Origin of the sequence: Rhodovibrio sodomensis (genome assembly GCF_016583645.1) — a bacterium.
Taxonomy (GTDB): domain Bacteria; phylum Pseudomonadota; class Alphaproteobacteria; order Kiloniellales; family Rhodovibrionaceae; genus Rhodovibrio; species Rhodovibrio sodomensis.
Map to the genome: position 1 here is coordinate 1 of NZ_NRRL01000088.1, position 17,566 is coordinate 17,566.

The window sequence follows — 17,566 nt, forward strand, 5'->3', positions numbered from 1 at the left end:
GTATCTCCATACAGGCCCGCGGCGTGTAACGGCCGCATCATGAGGCCGGACACACGACTGCACCTGACCGCATGCCAATACCGGACCCGAGGAGAAATCGCTTGCATCTGCGGGGGCGTCCACACACAGCATTTTGGAGTAGCCGAGGTGGTCGATCAGGAAGGCGATCTGGGTGTGGGTGGGGTCGATCTCGAAAGTCTCGGGCGCGGCCTCGGCCTGGATCGGCTGGGCGAGCGCGACCGCCGCGGCGCCGGCGGCGCCCAGGGCGAAGGTGCGGAACTGCATGATCGGGAAACCTCCTCTTCGGGATGTCACACGCGGGCGGTTCGGTCCGCCGGCTTCCCGCCACAGATGCCCTGTCGGCGCCGCGGCGCCTAGACGTGCGGGCGAAAACAGACTGTTGACGCGATCCGCGTCGGCGCCGGGTCACGCCGCGACCGAGCCGTCCAACCGGCGGCGCAGCTCGGCGATGTGGCTGGGATGCACCTCGCAGCAGCCGCCGATCAGCCGAGCTCCGGCGTCGAGCCAGGTCTGGGCGAAGCCCGCGAAGCCGGCCGGGTCCAGGTCTTCCCGCGCGCCCGGAACATCGGCGCCGTCGTTGACGCCGACCTGGCTGTCGATCGGGTGGAAGCCGTTGGGATAGGCGCCGTAGGGCCGCCCGGCCGCGGCCTGCGCCAGCGCCGGCATCGCGGCGGTTGCCGCCTCGGGAATCGTGCAGTTCACCAGCAGCGCGGAGACCTCCAGGTCCTCCAGCGCCTGCGCGGCGGCGGGAACGCTCTCGCCGCTGCGCAGGCGCCCGGACTGGTCGTCGCTGAGCGTCCAGGACACCCACACAGGCTTGCCGAACTCGGCGGCGGCCTTGGCGGCGGCACGCCCCTCGCCCGCCGTCGACATGGTCTCGCACAGGAACAGGTCGACGTAAGGGGCCTGCACCGCGCACTGCGCGCGGTACATCGGCAGCAGCTCGGCCTCCTCGCGCACCTGGTCCGGCCGGTAGCTGCCGAACATCGGCGGCAGCGAGCCCGCGACCAGCGCCGGGTGGTCGGCGTCCGCCACCGCCGCGCGCGCCAGCTCGCCGGCGGTCCGGTTCAGCCGCTCGAACGTGTCGCGCTCGGGCACCCGCCGGATCGTGCTGGCATAGGTGTTGGCGATGATCAGCTCGGCGCCGGCGTCCAGGAACGCCGTGTGCGCGTCCCGCACCAGCTCGGGCTGATGGATCAGGGCTTCGGCCGACCACAGGCCGGTCGAGTTGTCCACGCCGCGGGCCACCAGCTCCTGGCCCATGCCGCCGTCGAGCAGCAGCGCATGGCCCTGCTCCAGCTTCGTCCAAGGGGTCATGAGGTCACCTTCCCGTGGGTTGGTTGCGCGGTTGATCGCGCGGTTACGGGCGTCAATCGCCGCGGGGTTAACGCCGATGGGGCCGGTGTTACAAGCCGGGCCGGTTGCAACCTGCGGCCGTGCCATGGCGAGCCGCCGGGCGCATCGGCCGGCTTGCCGCCGCCCCGGCTGGCCCCGCACACTGGCCGCACGACGCTAGAGCAAGATGCTGCATGGTGCAGCCACCTTTCAGCTGACTCTTGCTCTCTCTTCAAGCAGTTAGAGCAAAATTCACGATGAAGGCCGACGCGACCTTCGTCGATTTTGCTCTAGACCTTTGCCAGGGAACAGCCGGATGACCGACGAGACGGCCCGACAGGCGATCGAGGACGCGGCGGATGCGCTGGGCGAAGCCCTGCTGAAGGCCGAGGACGACCCAAGCTGGCTCGGCACCGAAGGGTTGGCGCGCACGACGCTGACCGCGGGCCTGCGCAGCCTGGCCGAGCACGACGCCAGCGACGACCGTGTCCAGCGCGTCGCCGTGGCGGTCTACGCCGCCATGCACGACACCGACGCCGACGCATTCAAGGCGCTCGATGCCGGCCAGCAGGCATTCTGGCAGAAGATCGCCCGCAAGGCGGTGACGGCGGCCGACGAAACCGCCGCCGCGGCGGTCGCGGCGAGCCGTTAGAGCAAGATGCTGAAAGGTGAGGCCACGTTTCAGCTGAAGCTTGCTCTCTCTTCAAGCAGTTAGAGCAAGATTCACGATGAAGGTCGACGCGACCTTCGTCGATTTTGCTCTAGGCCGACCGGCCCAGCCGGCCCGTGAGCCGCAGGCCGTCGCGCAGGTTCCGGCCCATCAGGACCAGGTTGACCGCGCCCGCGACCAGCTCGAGCGCCTGCACGCCGTAGAACCAGCCGCCGAACCGGCCGGCCTGCGCCCACAGCGCAAGCACGGGCGCGCCGGGCACCAGGATCACGAGCCCGTTGAGCGCGATGCAGAGCAGCGCCAGGCTGCCCGCAAGCACGTGCACGCGATTGACCGTCCGATCAATCCATTGAAACAAGGGCGCGTTGGGGGCGAAATTCACGCGGAACGTCGAGGACACCGTCCGCGCTCCTGCCCTGGGTCGCGGGATCAGCAGTCAGTTGCGCCGTCGCGGCAGCGCCGGCGGCGTCTCCAGGTCCTGGCGTCCGCGCCTCAAATCGCCCCGCTGTCCGCCGTGACAGGCCGCCGCAGCTGCCGGCTTCCAAGCTAAAAATTTTGAATATCAGGAAGATACGGGGCCGGCTTCAGATCACGCCAACGACAGGAACGCCGGCGGCCGTGCCCGCGGGAGCGGCGGACCGGGCATCGCCCATCGACGGATCGCCGCCGGCGTCAGTTGCCGCCGCCGGGCTTCCGGCCGAACAGTTCCAGGCGGAAGTCGACGATCTCGTAGCCATGCCGCTTGGCGATCTTGTCCTTGAGCTCGTCGATCTCCGGATCGGAAATGCCGATCACCTGCCCGGTGTCGAGGTCGACCAGATGGTGGCGGCACTCGTCCGCGATCTCGTAGCGGAACCGGTCGCTGTCGAGCCGCTGCCGGCGGACCAGATCGCTCTCTTCCAGCTTGTTCAGAATCCGGTACACGCTGGCGGAGGAGATGCTGGGATCGCGCTCGCGGGCGCGCTCGAAGATATCCTCGGCGGTCGGGTGATCGGTGGATTCGTCCAAGATCTGGATGATCGTCGTGGTGTGCGGCGTGATCCGCATACCGGACCGGCGGGCATCCGCTTCCAGTTGGCGGACCCGGTCGCCGTGTTCGCTTTCGCTCGTGTCAGCCATATCCACCCTGCGTTTACCGCCTGCACGCGTCGCGACGCCGGGGAACCGAATCATCCTCATCCGGGCCGTCCGACGCGACCATCGGTCCCTAAAATGCGCTTCCGACGGCGCCGGTGCAATCCGCGTGAACGTCACAGCCGGCCGGGCCGCGCAAAACGGTCCGCGTACGCAGGGAAAAATGGCCCGACCGGGCTGCCGCCTCTAGGGGATTCCCGGCCAGGCCTTGCGGAGTTTGCACATGAGGATGGCAAGGGCCGTGTCCGATCCCTCAACTTGACTTTGACACGATGCGGCGACCCTTGCAACTGCAAATCATTCGCATTTGCACAGGGTCCTCGCTTACGGCTCCGCCCACATCCGGGTCAGGTTGGCGTGGGTCTTGGACATCAGGTCGAACTCGCGGCTCTTGCCCTCGCGCTCGAACAGCGTGCGCCGCGCGGTGTCGAGGTCGAACAGCACCTCCCGCTGTTCGGGTGCGCGCACCAGGCTCTGCGCCCAGGTCACCGCGACCTCACGCGTGCCGCGGGTCACCTCGGCGACGTAGTGCAGCGTGTTGGACGGATAGGTGATCGCATGGCCGGCCTCCAGCTTGTAGCTCTGCTCGCCGCCGGTCCCCTCGATCACCAGCTCGCCGCCGTCGTAGTCCTGCGGGTCCGACAGGAACACGGTCATCGACACGTCGGAGCGCATCCGGGCACTGTCGCCGTCGGTCTCGACCTTCGGCCCCGCCCCCATCAGCGCGTCGTCGACGTGGGCGCCGTAGGCGTTGCCGCCCTGATAGCGGCTGAACAGCATCCGCCGCAGACGCTTCGGCTGGACGGCCGCGTTGAACACCGGGTGGCTGAGCAGCGCCTCGCGCACCAGCTTGTCGGCGTGGTCGGCGGGCTCGCTCTTGGCGAGCTGCTGGTTGTGCTTGACCAGCTTGGCGTGCCAGCCGGCGGTCTGCTTGCCGTCGACGTAGGATCCCTGGGCCAACAGGTCGCGCACCTGCTCCAGGGTGGCGCGGTCCAGCACGTTGGCGATGCATACGATCATGGCGGCGTCGGTCCCTTTGCTTGCGGTGCCGGGGCGAAACCTCCGACGGCCGGCTCGGCCTGCTGCAGGGGTTTCGCCCGAGCGTTTTGACGAGAAGACAAGGTTCGCGGGGAAATGACCACCCTTTCCGCGACCTTGTCCATGTGCCCGGGCCGGCAGCCTAAAGCCGCCATTTTCTGGTTGCAATTGCAATTCATTCTCATCCAGAGTACGGGGCGCCGCGCCGTTGCGGCGCGGCGCTCCATCCGGCCCGCCCAGGGCCACACCACACGTTTCTTGTTCGAGAGGACGACGATGTCCAACAACCGCACCAAGCTTTGGGTCGGGCTCGGCGCCTTCGTGTTCGCCGCCGGCGCCGGCACGCAGGCCGACCCGGTCAAGGACGCCGAGGCCGCCGCCGGCGTGGCGGGCGGCGAGCGCGGCGCGCATGCCCCCTATACCCCGCCGAAGACGGCGACGGCGATCCAGCTCGCCGCGGCCGGCGGTGAAGGCGGCGAAGGTGGCGAGGGCGGCGAAGCCGGCCCGGCCGCCGGCCTGAGCGACAGCCAGAACTTCCTGTTCCAACTCGCCATGATGAAGGGCCATCTGCGGGCCGGCCACGAGCTGCTGGAAGCCGACAAGCCGAAGGACGCGATGGTCCACTTCAAGCACCCGGTCGAGGAGATCTACGGCGGCATCGAGGGCGCGTTGAAGCAGCGCGGCGTCGAGGGCTTCAAGGACGACCTCGAGACGCTGGTCGCGGCGACCGAGGCGGGCGACCACGAGAAGGCCGAGCACGCCTATTACCACGTGCTGGAATACGTGAACGCCGGCCTGAACGCGGTCAGCCCGGAGTACACCACCAAGCCGAGCTTCATGCTGCCGGTGGTGACCGCGCTGGTGCAGCAGGCGGCGGCCGAGTACGACGCCGCGGTCAAGGACGGCCAGATGGTCAACGTGGCCGAATACCAGGACAGCCGCGGGTTCGTCTGGGTCGGCCGCGACATCCTCGGCAGCCTGTCGTCCAGCCTGTACAGCCGGGACGCCGCGGACCTGAACGACGCGATCGCGGATTACGAGGCGCTGATGGCGGCCTGGCCGGCGATCACCCCGGACTTCGAGCCGAAGATGAGCCCGGGCGAGGTCAAGGCGGCCGCCTCCAAGGTCGAACTCGAGCTGTCCGGCTTCATCACCCGCGACTACGGCGCCTCCGCCGGCGGTGAAGGCGGCGAAGGCGGCGAAGGCGGCGAAGGCGGTGAAGGCGGTGAGGGAGGCGAAGGCGGCGAGACCGGCTAAGCCGGCCCCAGCCTTTCGCCCAACCGCGCCGAAGCCCAGCTTCGCGCCGGAGTCCGATAACCGGGCAGGCCGCCGATCTGGCGCCTGCCCGGTTGTTCCCGTTGTCGACCGAGAGCGTCCGAGCCCCCGATGGCGAGCCGCATCTCCCTGCCAGCGCGCCTGTCCACCGTGCTCCCGATTCTGGGCCTTGCGGTCGTCGCCGCGGCGTCGGCGGCGCTCGGCTGGGGCCTGGCGTCCGGGGTGCAGCCGGAGCCCAGTCTCGCCGAGCTGAAGCAGCGCTACGTCCGCCCGGCCGCGCCGCCGTTCCCCGCGGACAACAGCTACACGCCGGCGAAGGCCGAGCTCGGCAAGCAGCTGTTCTTCGACCCGCGGCTGAGCGGCAACAACGACATCTCCTGCGCCGGCTGCCACAACCCCGATCTCGCCTGGGAAGACGGCAGGCCGGTCGCGCAGAGCCCGACCGGCGAACCGCGGCGGCGTCATACGCCCACGCTGTGGAACCTTGCCTGGGCGCGCACCTTCTTCTGGGACGGCCGCTCGCCCAGCCTGGAAGACCAGGCGACCCGGCCGGTGATCACGCAGGGCGAGATGAACCAGCCGATGGACTCCCTGCTGGACGAGCTGCGCGCCATTCCAGGCTACCGGAACGGCTTCGCCGACGCCTTCCCCAGGGCCGATAAGCCGATCACCGAAGCCAACATGGCCAAGGCGATCGCCACCTACGAACGGACCATCGTGCAGCCGATCACCCCGTTCGACGCCTGGGTCGCCGGCGACCGGGACGCGATCCCCGCCGACGCCAAGCGGGGCTTCCGTCTGTTCAACGGCAAGGCCCAGTGCGCCAACTGCCACGGCAGCTGGCGCTTCACCCGCGGCGCCTACCACGACATCGGCCTGAAGAACCAGGGCGACCTGGGCCGCGGGCCCGTGCTGGACGTCGCCGCGGCCAACAACGCCTTCAAGACGCCCACCCTGCGCGACATCACCCGGCGCGCGCCCTACATGCACGACGGCCGGTTCAAGACGCTGGAGGAGGTGATCCAGCACTACGAGGGCCGCTTTGTGAGGCGCGACACGCTGTCCGCGGACATGCAGGCGATCGACCTGACGCCGGCGGAGACCGATCAACTGATCGCGTTCCTGAAGACCCTGGAGACGCCGGAGGCCCTGCAGGGCGTGACCCGGCCGGAGCTGCCGGAATGACCCGGATATGGGGAGCACTCGCCGCCGTCGTGCTGCTCGCGGCCTGCGGCGGCGAGGACGCGGCCGTGCAGGTCAGCCAGAAGAACAAGAGCTTCAATCCCAACCAGGTGAAGATCGCGGTGGGCGAGACGATCGCCCTCAGCAACGACGACAAGCGCACCCACAACATCCGCGTCTTCCACCCGGAAATGAACTTCAACTCCGGCAGCCAGGACCCTGGCGAGGTCGTCCGCCTCACCTTCGACGCGCCCGGCACCTACTACGTCACCTGCGGCATTCATCCACAAATGGAACTGAAGGTGACGGTGACGGAGAAAGGGTCCCCGTCAGGGAGTTAGGCACGAAACCTATGCCCTCTCCGCCACTGGGAGGAGAGGGCGAGGGAGAGGAGGTTGCCCGCGGTATTCGAGGTCACGTGGTCCCTCCTCCCCTAGCCCGATGGGGTGGACGCCCCATCGGGCTAGTACAGCGGCGTCGGCACGACGCGTAGGATCTGGCCGTCGCGGGCATCGGTCAGCAGGTAGAGGTTGCCGTCCGGCCCCTGGTCGACCGCGCGGATGCGCTGGCGCAGGTCGCCCAGCATCCGCTCCTCGTGGATGATCTCGCCGTTCTCCACGTCCAGGCGCACCAGCAGCCGGAACTTGAGCGCGCCCACGAACACATCGCCCCGCCAGGACGGCACCTTGTCGCTGGTGTAGAAGGTCATGCCCGAAGGCGCGATCGACGGGTCCCAGTAGTAGATCGGCTGTTCCAGCCCGGCCTTCTTGGTGCCCTCGCCGAACTGGCCGCCGCCGTAGTCCTCGCCGTAGTGGATGGTCGGCCAGCCGTAGTTCTCGCCGGCTTCCGGCACGTTCACCTCGTCGCCGCCCTGGGCGGCGTGCTCGTGCAGCCAGAGCCGGCCCGTTTCGGGGTGCAGCGCCGCGCCCTGCGGGTTGCGGTGGCCGTACGACCAGACTTCCGGCAGGCGCCCGTCGACGCCCACGAACGGGTTGTCCTCGGGGATCGAGCCGTCCGGATTGATCCGGATCACCTGCCCGCGGTTGATGGTGAAGTTCTGCGCCCGCTGGCGCTGACCGCGGTCGCCGATGGTGATGAACAGCGTGCCGTCTTCGGCGAACACCAAGCGGGAGCCGAAGTGCCGCCCGCCGCTAGACTTCGGCTGCTGGCGGAAGATCACGTCCAGATCGTTGAGCGCGCGCTGCTCGCGGTCCAGAACCGCCCGCGCGACGGCCGTGCTGGCGCCGCCGTCGCCCGGCTCGCTGTAAGAAAAGTAGATCCGGCCGGTCTCGGCGTAGTCCGGCCCCAGGATGACGTCGAGCAGGCCGCCCTGCCCGCGCGACCAGATTTCCGGCAGACCGGAGATCGGCTCGGACACCGCGCCGTCCGGGCTGACGATCCGCATCCGGCCGGCGCGCTCGGTCACCAGCATGTGGCCGTCCGGTAGGAAGGCCAGGCCCCAGGGGTGGACCAGGCCGCTCGCGACCGGCTCCACCGTGACCGCGGCGCGTTCGGTCGAGAAGCGTTCCGCGGCGGTGACCGGGGCGGCGCGACCGGCGGTCACCACGGCCACGGCAACGGCGGCCACGGCAACGGCGGCCACGGCAACGGCGGCCCGCGCGGGGCGCAGGCGCGAAAGCGTGTTCGGCATCACGGGGCGTCTCCTGTGTCTGTTCCGAGCGAGGGGTCAGCCGACGGTTGGCGCGCCCGGGCCGCCCCGGTGCCAACCCGCCGGCCAGGATATGGCGCCATCCCCCAGGGGTTGCGAGCCCCCGAGAGCAGCCGCACCGGCCGCCGACCAGCCTTGATCCGGGACCGCAAGCCGGGCATTGAACGGGGACGCCCCGATCGGCCGCCCGACGAGTCGCCGGTCGTCCGGCTCAGCCCGACGGGCGCGCGCCGTGCCACCGGCGTTCATGCGAAGCGGTGAGTGCCACCCGTGTCCACCCCCACCGATCCAACCGCGCCCGCGATCGACGGCCCCGTCGGGCAACCTGTCGGCGCGGCCCGGCGGCCGCCGCGCGAGGTCCTGCGCGCGGTGTTCGGGCACGACGACTTCCGGCCGCTGCAGGGCGACGTCGTCGACCACGTTGCGGGCGGCGGCGACGCGCTGGTGCTGATGCCGACCGGCGGCGGCAAGTCGGTCTGCTACCAGGTGCCCGCCCTCGCCCGGCCCGGTACGGGCGTGGTGATCTCGCCGCTGATCGCGCTGATGGACGACCAGGTGCAGCAATTGCGCCAGGCCGGCGTGCACGCCGCGGCGCTGACCAGCGCGCGCACGCCCGAGGAGGTTCGCGAGATCCGCCGCGACCTCGATTCCGGCGCGCTCGATCTGCTCTACGTCTCGCCCGAGCGGCTGCTGCTGGGCGGCCTGCTGGAGCAGCTGGAGCGCTGCCAGATCGCGCTGTTCGCGATCGACGAGGCGCACTGCGTCAGCCAGTGGGGCCACGACTTCCGCCCCGACTACCGCCAGCTCGCGGTGCTGGGCGAGCGTTTTCCCGACGTGCCGCGAATCGCCGTGACCGCGACCGCGGACGAAAGCACGCGCCGCGACATCAAGCACCAGCTCGGCCTGACCGGGGCCCGCGCGTTCGTCGCCAGCTTCGACCGGCCGAACATCCGCTACCGCGTGCAGGTCAAGGGCCAGGCGCGCAAACAGCTGCTCGACTTCGTCTGCCGCGACCATCCGGGCGAGAGCGGCATCGTCTACTGCATGTCCCGGCGGAAGGTCGAAGACATCGCCGACATGCTGCGCAAGGAGGGCGTCGACGCGGTCGCCTACCACGCCGGGCTGGCGGCGGAGACGCGGTCGAGCGCGCACACCCGCTTCCTGCGCGAGGAGGGCGTGGTGGTGGTCGCCACGATCGCCTTCGGCATGGGCATCGACAAGCCGGACGTGCGCTTCGTCTGCCACCTCGACCTGCCGAAGTCGCTGGAAGCCTATTACCAGGAAACCGGGCGCGCCGGGCGCGACGGCCTGCCGGCGGAAGCCTTCATGGTCTACGGCATGACCGACGTCGCCAATCTGCGCCGGATGGTCGACGACTCCAGCGCGCCTGAGGAGATCAAGCTGGTCGAGCGGCGCAAGCTCGAGTCCCTGCTGGGCTTCTGCGAGACCACGCGCTGCCGCCGGCAGGTGCTGCTGGAGTATTTCGGCGAGGCGGCGGACGCGTGCGGCAACTGCGATACCTGCCTGGAGCCGGTGGAATCGATCGACGGCACGCACTGGGCGCGCCTGGCGCTGTCCGCGGTCTACCGGGTCGGGCAGAGCTTCGGGGCCGGGCACGTCGTGGACGTGCTGCTGGGCAAGCAGAACGAGAAGGTCGACCGGCGCGGCCACGACCGGCTGCAGGTGTTCGGCCAGGGAACGGAGCTGTCGGAAAAGCGCTGGCACTCGGTGCTGCGCCAGCTGGTGGCGCAGGGGCTGCTCAAGGTCGACATGGCGAACCACGGGGTCCTGCGCCTGGGCCCGCGCGAGCAGGTCGTCCCGGTGTTGCGCGCGGAGGAGACGGTGACGCTGCGCGCCGATCCGGAAAAGCTGCGCCCCACCCGCGGCGCGCAGAAGACCGGCGGCCGCCGCGCGCCCGCGCACGACCTGGAAGGCGCGGACGCCGCGCTGTTCGAAGCGCTGCGCGCCAAGCGCCGCGCGCTGGCCGAGCGCCAGGGCGTGCCGCCCTACGTCGTGTTCACGGACGCGACCCTGCTGGAAATGGTCCAGCGCCGCCCGCGCGGCACCAGCGAGTTCGCCCGTCTGCCGGGCGTCGGCAAAAGCAAACTCGACCGCTACGCCGACGACTTCCTCGCCGTGCTGAACGGGTAATCGGTTCGCTTCTGCTGGTTCCGCGCGAACCGACCGTGCAGACCATTTCCCCGTCCCCGCCTGCCACGCGGAGGCGGGGATCGAAGAATGCGGCGCGCCAGCTTCTCCCTCTCCTCCACGTGGGAGGAGAGGGCCGGGGAGAGGTGGGACGCACGGTCTATCAAGCGGCATATCGCTCACTTCGGCGCCCGCGCCGGCACAGCCGCTTCGATCACCTCGACAACGCCTTCCAGGTTCTCCAGCACGTCGTTGTTCCAGAACCGCAGGACCGTGTAGCCCTTGCTTTCGAGGACCTGCGTGCGCGCGGCGTCGCGCGCGGCGCGGTCTGCGTGCTGCCCGCCGTCCAACTCGACGATCAGCCGAGCTTCCGGGCACGCGAAGTCCACGATGTAGCGCTCCAGCCCGTGCTCGCGCCGGAACTTGAGGCCGTGCAGCTGGCGCGCCCGCAAGACCTGCCATAGCCGCCGTTCCGCCTCCGTCGGCTGACGGCGGAGTTCGGCCGCGAACGCTTTGCGGGTGCGCCTCATGATCCGCGCGTGTAGGTGCAAACCACGTCCCCTGTCCCCTCCTCCCACGAGGAGGAGGGGGACGCATCTCCCACGCGGAGGCGGGGGACGCACTGCCGTGGGTTTGAAGCGTGCCCGTGCTGCGCCGCGACAAACCGGCCTGCGGCTGCTATATTCGGGCCAAGTGGCAACCGCCGCCCTCCCCTTCACCGAGACGGACACCTTCCCTTGGCCGACGACGCGAACACCGGCAGCGAGCCCGAGATCACCTACCGCACCCCCTCGGTCGAGGACGGGGCGGAAATTTGGAAAATGGTCGACGAGGCGGCGGCACTCGACGTCAACTCGGGCTATGCGTACTTCATGATCGCGCGCAACTTCGCCGCCACCAGCGTGGTCGCGGAGGTCGACGGCGAGGTCGCGGGCATGGTGACCGCCTACCCGCTGCCGAGCGACCACACCCGCCTGTTCGTCTGGCAGGTCAACGTGCGCGACCAGTTCCAGGGCCTGGGCATCGCTTCGGGCATGCTGCAGGAGATCCTGACCCGCGAGGAAGGCCTGCACGTGCGCTACATCGAGACTACCGTGGCGCCCGACAATGAGGCCTCGGAGGCGCTGTTCCGCAAGACGGCGGCGTACTTCAACTGCGGCATCGAGGAGACCGAAGTCTACAAGGACGAATTGTTCCCCGACGCCGAGCACCAGATCGAGCGGTTGTTCGTGATCGGCCCGATCACCCGCATCGACAACGAGATCCAGATCCGCCAGGACGACGACGGGTATCGCCTCTACGCCGTGCTCGACGGCAACGAGCAGCCCGCGTTCACGCCCTGGAACCCGGCGTTCTCCACGCTCGACAACGCCCTCCACGCGGCCGAAGAGGTGCGCGAGGGCCACGGCGCGAAGGAAGTGGTGATCCTGGACAGCCAGTACGACGGCCGCCCGCACTGAAGGCGCGAGCTACAGGCCGGCGACCTTGAGCACGGTGATCGTGCCCGCGGTCAGGATCAGCCAGAACAGGGCCGCTGGCGGGTAATCCCAATACTCCAACAGCCGGATCTTGGCTTTCGCCCAGGCGCTGCGCGGCGGCTGCCGGCGCGTGCGCAGTCCGTCCTCGCCGCCCGGCGTCAAGTGCCCGTCTAGCATTACCTCTCTCCCGTCGCCGTGGGCGCGGTCGTACCGCCCCGGCCGCGTTTCGGCGCCGCTTGGTCGCGCGCGGTGCCCGGTTTGTTGTTCAGACCGGCGGACGCTAGCACCAACCGCACGGCCGGTATGTATCCTATGCGAATCAAACCTCCCTGGATCGCGACATGGCTGCGGCCGGACGCCGCGACTCGGCATGATTGCGCGCTTTCGGCGAATTTTCCTGCTTGCCGCGGGTCGAGCGTTAAGGCCTAATTAACCGGCTTTGGGGCGCGCGGCCGTGCGGGCGGCCGACGGAACGTCTTTGCGTGCGTTCCCGGCCGACCGCGCAAGGGCAGGATGCGGCAAGGTTGAGACACCTTTGCGGCTGAATCTTGCCCCCGCCGTCTGGCGTTGGCGCGACAGTCAGCAGAAGGCCGGTTTGGCCTTCCGGCATGTCGCTCCGGCGCGGGGGCCGTGGCGCCACCGATGTGCGGGCAGACACGTGCAGGAACCACGTGCAGGAACGAGGATAGCGCAATGGCGACTGGTACGGTGAAGTGGTTCAACACCACCAAGGGGTATGGCTTCATCGCGCCCGACGGCGGCGGCAAGGACGCGTTCGTCCACATCACGGCGGTGCAGCGCGCCGGTCTGTCCGGCCTGCAGGAAGGCCAGCGGGTCGAGTTCGAGCTGTCGCCGGGTCGCGACAACCGGCAGGCCGCGGATCAGCTGCGGGTCGTCGAATAGCCGCCCTGGCGGCCGAGCCACGCCGGCGCGCCGGGCTGTCGCACCGCGGTCAGTCCGTGGGCGCGGCACCGCCCGCGGCCGCCAGCGCGCCGATCCGGGCGTAGGCGTCCGGCGGCAGCACGCGCAGGCCGTCGAGCCGCAGCGCCCGACGCGCGGCGGCGAGCGCGGGGTCCGCGACCGCGGCGTGCAGCGCGGCCCGCACCCGGCGGCGGGTGTCCCGGTCGACGTTCTCCCCGGCGATCAACGGCAGCCCCGGCGCCGCCGGCGTGCCCGCGAGCACGCGTGTGCCCGCCAGCGCCTGCGGCGCGTGCGCGGCCAACAGGGCGTGGGTCACGCAGTCCACCGCCGCGATATCGGCCTGCCCGTCCGCCACGGCGCGCAGGCTGGCGCGGTGCCCGCCGGTCCACACGACCTGCCCAAGCGGCCGGCCGCCCGGCGGCGCATGGTCCGCCAGCGCCGCCAGCAAGGCGATCCAGCCGGAGTGCGAGGTCGCGCCGTTGACCGCGGCCGTGGTCCCGAGCAGGTCCGCGACCGCGGTCACCGGCGCCGCCTCGGCGACCACCAGCCAGCTGCGGTAGGCCGGACCGTCGCAGCCGGGCACCGCGTAGACCGGCGTGGCGAGGTACTGCCACCGGTCGGCATAGGCCTGCGTGAACGGATAGCCGCAGCCCTGCCCGAGCAGCAGGTCCGGATCGTCCCAAACCGCCGCCACGGCCCGCGGGCGGGTCAGCCGCTCGGGCACCCCGGCGACACCGGCCGCCCGCAGATGCCGGGCGATCCCCGACCACCAGGCATCGGTCGCGCCGCGCAGCTCCGGCAGATCGTACATCGGCAACGCCGCGGTCCAGGGACCTGTTGGCACAGCGCGCGCGCTCACCCGGCCGCCAGCTCCGCGCGCAGGCGCTGCACGAAGCCGCCGACCTCGGTCGGCTGCACCGCCGCCGCGCGGATCAGCTCGTCGAAATGGCGGGTCATGATCCGGATATGCTCGGTCGCCGTGAACACGAAGTACATCTCGCCGAAATAGACCGCGGCCCGGCGCGGTCCGAACACGGTGAGCGGCACGCAGTAGCGCTGCAAGCCGTCGAACAGGAACAGCCGGAAGGTCGGGTAGAGTTCGTCGAGCAAACGCTCGATCTGGTCCAGCTGTTCGATCCGCTGGGCGCGCGGCAGGTCGGCCCAGACGCCGTGTCCGAAGGCGAAGCTCTGCAGCAGCTGGAAGCTGCAGCAGGCCTCCATGTCGGTCTCCGGTTCGCGCATGTAGGCCAGGTTCTCCGCCGCCTCGCTGCGCCGCGACTGCGACAGCGGGTCGTCGGTCCCCTGGTACTCGTAGGCGAGCGTGGCTTCGGTCTTCAACAGATCGGGCAGCGTGGTCGGCACGTAGCGGATCTTCGCCCCGGCGGCCTCCCGCTTCCAGCGGCTGAGGCGCGCGTCCAGCGGGCTGGCGCCGCCGCGCTCGACCTCCGGCGCGCCCGCGACCAGTTCGGCCTCCGGTCGCGGCTCCTGGCTCAGGCCGAGCAGCCAGTCGGTGCTGACCTGAGCCTCGCGCGCGATCGCGGCGATCGTCTCCGCGCGCGGCAGGCGGACCGTGTCGGCGGACAGCAACTGCGACAGGGTCGAGCGGTCGAGCCCGATCCGCGCGGCGAAGGCGGAGCGGCTGATTCCCTGATGGGCGATCGTCTCGGCCAGCCGTTCACGGAAGCGCGCGACCCATTCCCGACGGTCCATCTCCGCGTCCACCCCGTGTTCAGGTGCGGCCCCGCAAGCGCCGATGGATCGGCGCGGCGGATGATGCGACAACCGCGACAAGCGTTGTGCAGTGTCAACAGATATGTGGGGAATGCGCAACCCGGGCGTACGTCCGTCATTTGTGGCTTGCGGACCTCGTCCGGCGCCATCTATGTCATATGTTATGTCGTCAAAACGCCCGGCCGCGTGGCCAACCCTCGCCGTTGCCGCCGCCGTCTACGGCGGCTTTCTGCTGCTCACCTGGTTCCATGCCGCCGTACCCTGGTGGCTGCTCGCCGTCCCCGGCGGGTATCTCAGCGCCTGGCAGGCGTCGCTGCAGCACGAGACGGTGCACGGCCATCCGTTCCGCAAGCGCTGGGCGAACTGGCTGCTTGGCCTGCCGGGGTTTCTGCTGTGGCTGCCCTGGGGCGTCTACCGCGACAGCCATCTGCGCCATCACCGGGACAGCCGCCTGACCGACCCGCTGGAAGATCCGGAGAGCTTTTACGTCACACCGGCGTTGTGGGCGCGCCTGGGCCGGGTCCGTCGGGCCTGGCTGTGGGCGTTGAACACGCTTGCCGGCCGGATGGTGCTGGGGCCGCCGCGCACGGTGGCGGTCTTCCTGCGCGACGAGGCGCGCCGGCTGGCGGCGGGCGACCGCCGGCGCCGGCGGCACTGGCTCTGGCACCTGCCCGGGTTTGGCCTGGTCGGGGGCTGGGTGTTCTGGGTCTGCAGCATGCCGGTGTGGCTCTACCTGGCCGCCTTCGTCTATCCCGGCACCGCGTTGATGCTGCTGCGTTCGTTCCTGGAGCACCAGGCCGCCGAGGCCGTGGGCGACCGGACCGCGGTGGTCGAGGCCGGCCCCCTGATCAGCCTGCTCTACCTCAACAACAACCTGCACGCCGTGCACCACACCGACCCGCGGCTGCCGTGGTACGCGCTCCCGCGCGCCTACCGCCGCGGGCGGGCGGACATCCTGGCCGGCAACGGCGGCTATCGCTACGCCGGGTACCTGAAGATCGCCGCGGTCTATCTGTTCAGGGCGAAGGAACCGCCGGTCCATCCGCTGCCGGCCGGCCCAGGGCTGGACGCGGGATCGGACGTCCCCGCGCCGCACCAGTCGGGGGCGCAACTCGCCGGGTGACCGTACGCCGTGCGGCCCGCTACCCGATCACCACCCGGGACATCGCGGTGACGGCGGCCATCACGGTCGCCAGACCGCCCAGCTTCACCCAGTCGCGCACCTCCCGGCGGCGCATGCCGAACCGGGCGGCCAGGCCGGCTTCGGCCCGGCTGACGATGTGACGGGCGGCGGCGGTCGGGCGCATGGCGCGGCTCTCCTTCGACTTAAGTTATTCCCGGTCGGTTCGCTGTGGCGGTTCGATGTGGCGGTTCACCCTGGCGGCGCGCTCGCGGCCGGCGGCCGGTGCGACGCCGGGGTGCGGCGTCCGCGCGGGGCGGCCGGCCCCGCGCGGACTTTCCGGCAGCCAGTCGGTGCCGGCGGCTAGTTGGTGAACGACGCCTTCAGCTTTTCCAGCGCGGGCGTGCCGTCGGCGGCCTCAACCCCGTCGAGCCAGGCCGACAGCTGCTCCGGCGCGCCGGCCAGCCAGTTGGCGGCGACCTTGTCGGCCGCGGTGTCGTCGTAGGAGTAGTCGTAGATCCAACGGCTCTGGACCGCCGGCTCGACCTTGAACTGCTTGAGGAACTTCGCCGCCTGCGGGTTCGCCTCGGCCCAGCCGGTGGCGGTGATCGTCCAGACGTCGGTGCCGAGCGCGGCGATCTTGCTGTCCGGACCGTCCTCCAGGAAGCAGAGGTCGAACTTCACCGCCATCCAGTGCGGCTTCCAGCCGTGGAACACGACGGGCTCGTCGTTGCGGGTCTTCCGCTCGACCTGGGCCAGCATGCCGGACACGCTGGACGGCGTGACGGTCCAGTCGCCCAGGCCCTTGTAGTCGTTCTTGACCGCGTTCTGGAACGCCTCTGTCATCGCTGCTCCGGCGCCGATCGCGTAGATCGTGCGGTCGAACTGCTCGCCGTTGGCGACCAGGTCTTCGACCGTCTCGATGCCGGACTCGCAGACGTAGGTGGGCACGGCCAGGCCCTGGATCGCGCCGTCCAGGTTGATGGCGTATCGCTGTGCGGCGCCGGCCTCCACCAGCGGCTGCACCATCGACTTGTGCGCCGGCATCCAGGCGCCCAGCGTGACGTCGACGTCGTCCGTCTTCATGCCCTGGTAGACGAACTGCGGGCTCAACTCCTTGATGCGCGCCGGATAGCCGATCCGGTTGAGGATCTGCAGGGCGACCTGGGATTTGACGGTCACCCCCGGCCACGGCTGCATGCCGATCCGTGTCTCGCCGTCGGCCCGCGCGTCCTGGACGCTGCCAGCCGCCCCGGCGAGCGCGAGCGCCAGGCCGGCGACCAGGGCCTTGGCCCCGGTAGTCGCGCGATAGTGGGTCATCGTGAAAGCCTCCGGTTGTTATCGCGTTGACGGCGCAGCAGCGCGGCCCCGCGGCCGGACAGTGGCGGCCGGACAGTGGGAGTGGCGTTAACGCTGCCGGCCGCCCGATGGGTCCGCGAACGACCGCGCGCGCTACTGCGCCTTTGATATCCAGACCCTGCGCGGTTTGCCGCACCGACGCCAAACAACTAATCTCCACCCCAAAGGCCAAGTTTTTCTAATGGGATCGTTTTGAGCACTTTGACTATTGAAACAAACCAAGAACATATTTTTACTGCGGGTATGGATATGGTCACGTTCATGCAGCGTTTATCGACGGATGAAGCCTGCCGGACGTTCCTAGGGTGTGGACTCAAATCATAGGAACCATGTGCGCATTGCGATCAGCGCCACGGTCGCTTCGAAGGTTACTTTCAGCTTGTCGAAGCGCATAGCGAAGCGTCTGTAATCTTTCATTCGATTGAAAGCACGTTCGATCAGGTTCCGTTCACGATAGAGATCGGAGTTTTCTTCGGGTTTTTGAC

General features: G+C 69.7%; 20 protein-coding genes and 1 pseudogene. 8 read left to right on the forward strand and 13 right to left on the reverse strand.

Annotation, left to right across the window (positions count from 1 at the left end; genetic code table 11):
* Positions 1–285: pseudogene (locus tag CKO28_RS20500) on the reverse strand (hypothetical protein); the annotation flags it as partial.
* Between the two features lie 141 nt (positions 286–426).
* A complete protein-coding gene (locus tag CKO28_RS20505; RefSeq protein WP_200342683.1) occupies positions 427–1,338 on the reverse strand; it encodes a homocysteine S-methyltransferase family protein in 912 nt (303 codons plus the stop codon).
* A gap of 334 nt (positions 1,339–1,672) precedes the next feature.
* Between CKO28_RS20505 and CKO28_RS20510 the strand changes: the two genes are divergently transcribed.
* On the forward strand, positions 1,673–2,008 hold the full coding sequence (locus CKO28_RS20510; RefSeq protein WP_200342684.1) for a hypothetical protein: 336 nt from the start codon (positions 1,673–1,675) through the stop codon (positions 2,006–2,008).
* A 109-nt stretch (positions 2,009–2,117) separates the two neighbouring features.
* Here CKO28_RS20510 and CKO28_RS20515 read toward each other — a convergent pair whose 3' ends face one another.
* The 3 genes from CKO28_RS20515 to CKO28_RS20525 form a co-directional block, all read right to left on the reverse strand.
* Entirely contained in the window at positions 2,118–2,426 is a 309-nt protein-coding gene (locus CKO28_RS20515; protein ID WP_200342685.1) for a hypothetical protein, read from the reverse strand.
* A 272-nt stretch (positions 2,427–2,698) separates the two neighbouring features.
* Positions 2,699–3,145: a Fur family transcriptional regulator gene (locus CKO28_RS20520; protein ID WP_200342686.1), complete on the reverse strand. Its 447-nt coding sequence runs from the start codon at positions 3,143–3,145 to the stop codon at positions 2,699–2,701.
* A 339-nt stretch (positions 3,146–3,484) separates the two neighbouring features.
* Entirely contained in the window at positions 3,485–4,180 is a 696-nt protein-coding gene (locus CKO28_RS20525) for a Fe2+-dependent dioxygenase (protein WP_200342687.1), read from the reverse strand.
* 294 nt (positions 4,181–4,474) lie between these two features.
* Between CKO28_RS20525 and CKO28_RS20530 the strand changes: the two genes are divergently transcribed.
* The 3 genes from CKO28_RS20530 to CKO28_RS20540 all read left to right on the forward strand — a co-directional run bounded on the left by CKO28_RS20530 (position 4,475) and on the right by CKO28_RS20540 (position 6,996).
* Entirely contained in the window at positions 4,475–5,455 is a 981-nt protein-coding gene (locus CKO28_RS20530) for a 4-helix bundle domain-containing protein (RefSeq protein WP_200342688.1), read from the forward strand.
* Between the two features lie 129 nt (positions 5,456–5,584).
* Positions 5,585–6,658, forward strand: a complete 1,074-nt coding sequence (locus tag CKO28_RS20535) for a cytochrome-c peroxidase (RefSeq protein ID WP_200342689.1) — start codon at positions 5,585–5,587, stop codon at positions 6,656–6,658.
* On the forward strand, positions 6,655–6,996 hold the full coding sequence (locus tag CKO28_RS20540; RefSeq protein WP_200342690.1) for a cupredoxin domain-containing protein: 342 nt from the start codon (positions 6,655–6,657) through the stop codon (positions 6,994–6,996). Before CKO28_RS20535 ends, CKO28_RS20540 begins: the two co-directional genes overlap by 4 nt.
* Before the next feature lie 122 nt (positions 6,997–7,118).
* Here the strand turns inward: CKO28_RS20540 and CKO28_RS20545 are convergent, their stop codons facing one another.
* Positions 7,119–8,306: a PQQ-dependent sugar dehydrogenase gene (locus tag CKO28_RS20545; RefSeq protein ID WP_200342691.1), complete on the reverse strand. Its 1,188-nt coding sequence runs from the start codon at positions 8,304–8,306 to the stop codon at positions 7,119–7,121.
* 288 nt (positions 8,307–8,594) lie between these two features.
* Here CKO28_RS20545 and recQ point away from each other — a divergent pair, with 288 nt between their 5' ends.
* Entirely contained in the window at positions 8,595–10,475 is a 1,881-nt protein-coding gene (gene recQ / locus CKO28_RS20550; protein ID WP_338050204.1) for a DNA helicase RecQ, read from the forward strand.
* A 176-nt stretch (positions 10,476–10,651) separates the two neighbouring features.
* On the opposite strand, the gene CKO28_RS20555 is transcribed toward recQ, so the two are convergent.
* Complete coding sequence (locus CKO28_RS20555) at positions 10,652–11,002, reverse strand: endonuclease domain-containing protein (protein WP_200342692.1); 351 nt, start codon at positions 11,000–11,002, stop codon at positions 10,652–10,654.
* Positions 11,003–11,209: 207 nt separating this feature from the next.
* Between CKO28_RS20555 and ectA the strand changes: the two genes are divergently transcribed.
* Positions 11,210–11,932 (forward strand): diaminobutyrate acetyltransferase, encoded by a 723-nt coding sequence (gene ectA / locus CKO28_RS20560; RefSeq protein ID WP_200342693.1) that lies wholly within the window; start codon positions 11,210–11,212, stop codon positions 11,930–11,932.
* Positions 11,933–11,941: 9 nt separating this feature from the next.
* On the opposite strand, the gene CKO28_RS20565 is transcribed toward ectA, so the two are convergent.
* On the reverse strand, positions 11,942–12,127 hold the full coding sequence (locus CKO28_RS20565; protein WP_200342694.1) for a hypothetical protein: 186 nt from the start codon (positions 12,125–12,127) through the stop codon (positions 11,942–11,944).
* 516 nt (positions 12,128–12,643) lie between these two features.
* On the opposite strand from CKO28_RS20565, the gene CKO28_RS20570 reads away from it, so the two are divergent.
* Positions 12,644–12,853: a cold-shock protein gene (locus CKO28_RS20570; RefSeq protein ID WP_200342695.1), complete on the forward strand. Its 210-nt coding sequence runs from the start codon at positions 12,644–12,646 to the stop codon at positions 12,851–12,853.
* A 49-nt stretch (positions 12,854–12,902) separates the two neighbouring features.
* Here the strand turns inward: CKO28_RS20570 and CKO28_RS20575 are convergent, their stop codons facing one another.
* Together CKO28_RS20575 and CKO28_RS20580 are read right to left on the reverse strand one after the other, a co-directional pair.
* Positions 12,903–13,730: a PhnD/SsuA/transferrin family substrate-binding protein gene (locus CKO28_RS20575; RefSeq protein ID WP_207168895.1), complete on the reverse strand. Its 828-nt coding sequence runs from the start codon at positions 13,728–13,730 to the stop codon at positions 12,903–12,905.
* A complete protein-coding gene (locus CKO28_RS20580; RefSeq protein ID WP_200342697.1) occupies positions 13,727–14,581 on the reverse strand; it encodes a helix-turn-helix domain-containing protein in 855 nt (284 codons plus the stop codon). Before CKO28_RS20580 ends, CKO28_RS20575 begins: the two co-directional genes overlap by 4 nt.
* A 184-nt stretch (positions 14,582–14,765) precedes the next feature.
* Between CKO28_RS20580 and CKO28_RS20585 the strand changes: the two genes are divergently transcribed.
* Positions 14,766–15,725 carry a fatty acid desaturase gene (locus tag CKO28_RS20585; protein WP_200342698.1) on the forward strand — a complete coding sequence of 320 codons (960 nt, stop codon included), beginning with the start codon at positions 14,766–14,768 and terminating at the stop codon, positions 15,723–15,725.
* A gap of 19 nt (positions 15,726–15,744) precedes the next feature.
* On the opposite strand, the gene CKO28_RS20590 is transcribed toward CKO28_RS20585, so the two are convergent.
* The 3 genes from CKO28_RS20590 to CKO28_RS20600 all read right to left on the reverse strand — a co-directional run.
* Positions 15,745–15,909, reverse strand: coding sequence for a hypothetical protein (locus CKO28_RS20590; protein ID WP_200342699.1), 165 nt, complete (start codon positions 15,907–15,909; stop codon positions 15,745–15,747).
* 176 nt (positions 15,910–16,085) lie between these two features.
* A complete protein-coding gene (locus CKO28_RS20595) occupies positions 16,086–17,042 on the reverse strand; it encodes a glycine betaine ABC transporter substrate-binding protein (RefSeq protein ID WP_200342700.1) in 957 nt (318 codons plus the stop codon).
* Positions 17,043–17,399: 357 nt separating this feature from the next.
* On the reverse strand, positions 17,400–17,566 hold a 167-nt coding region (locus CKO28_RS20600; RefSeq protein ID WP_200342701.1), incomplete at its 5' end, for a transposase.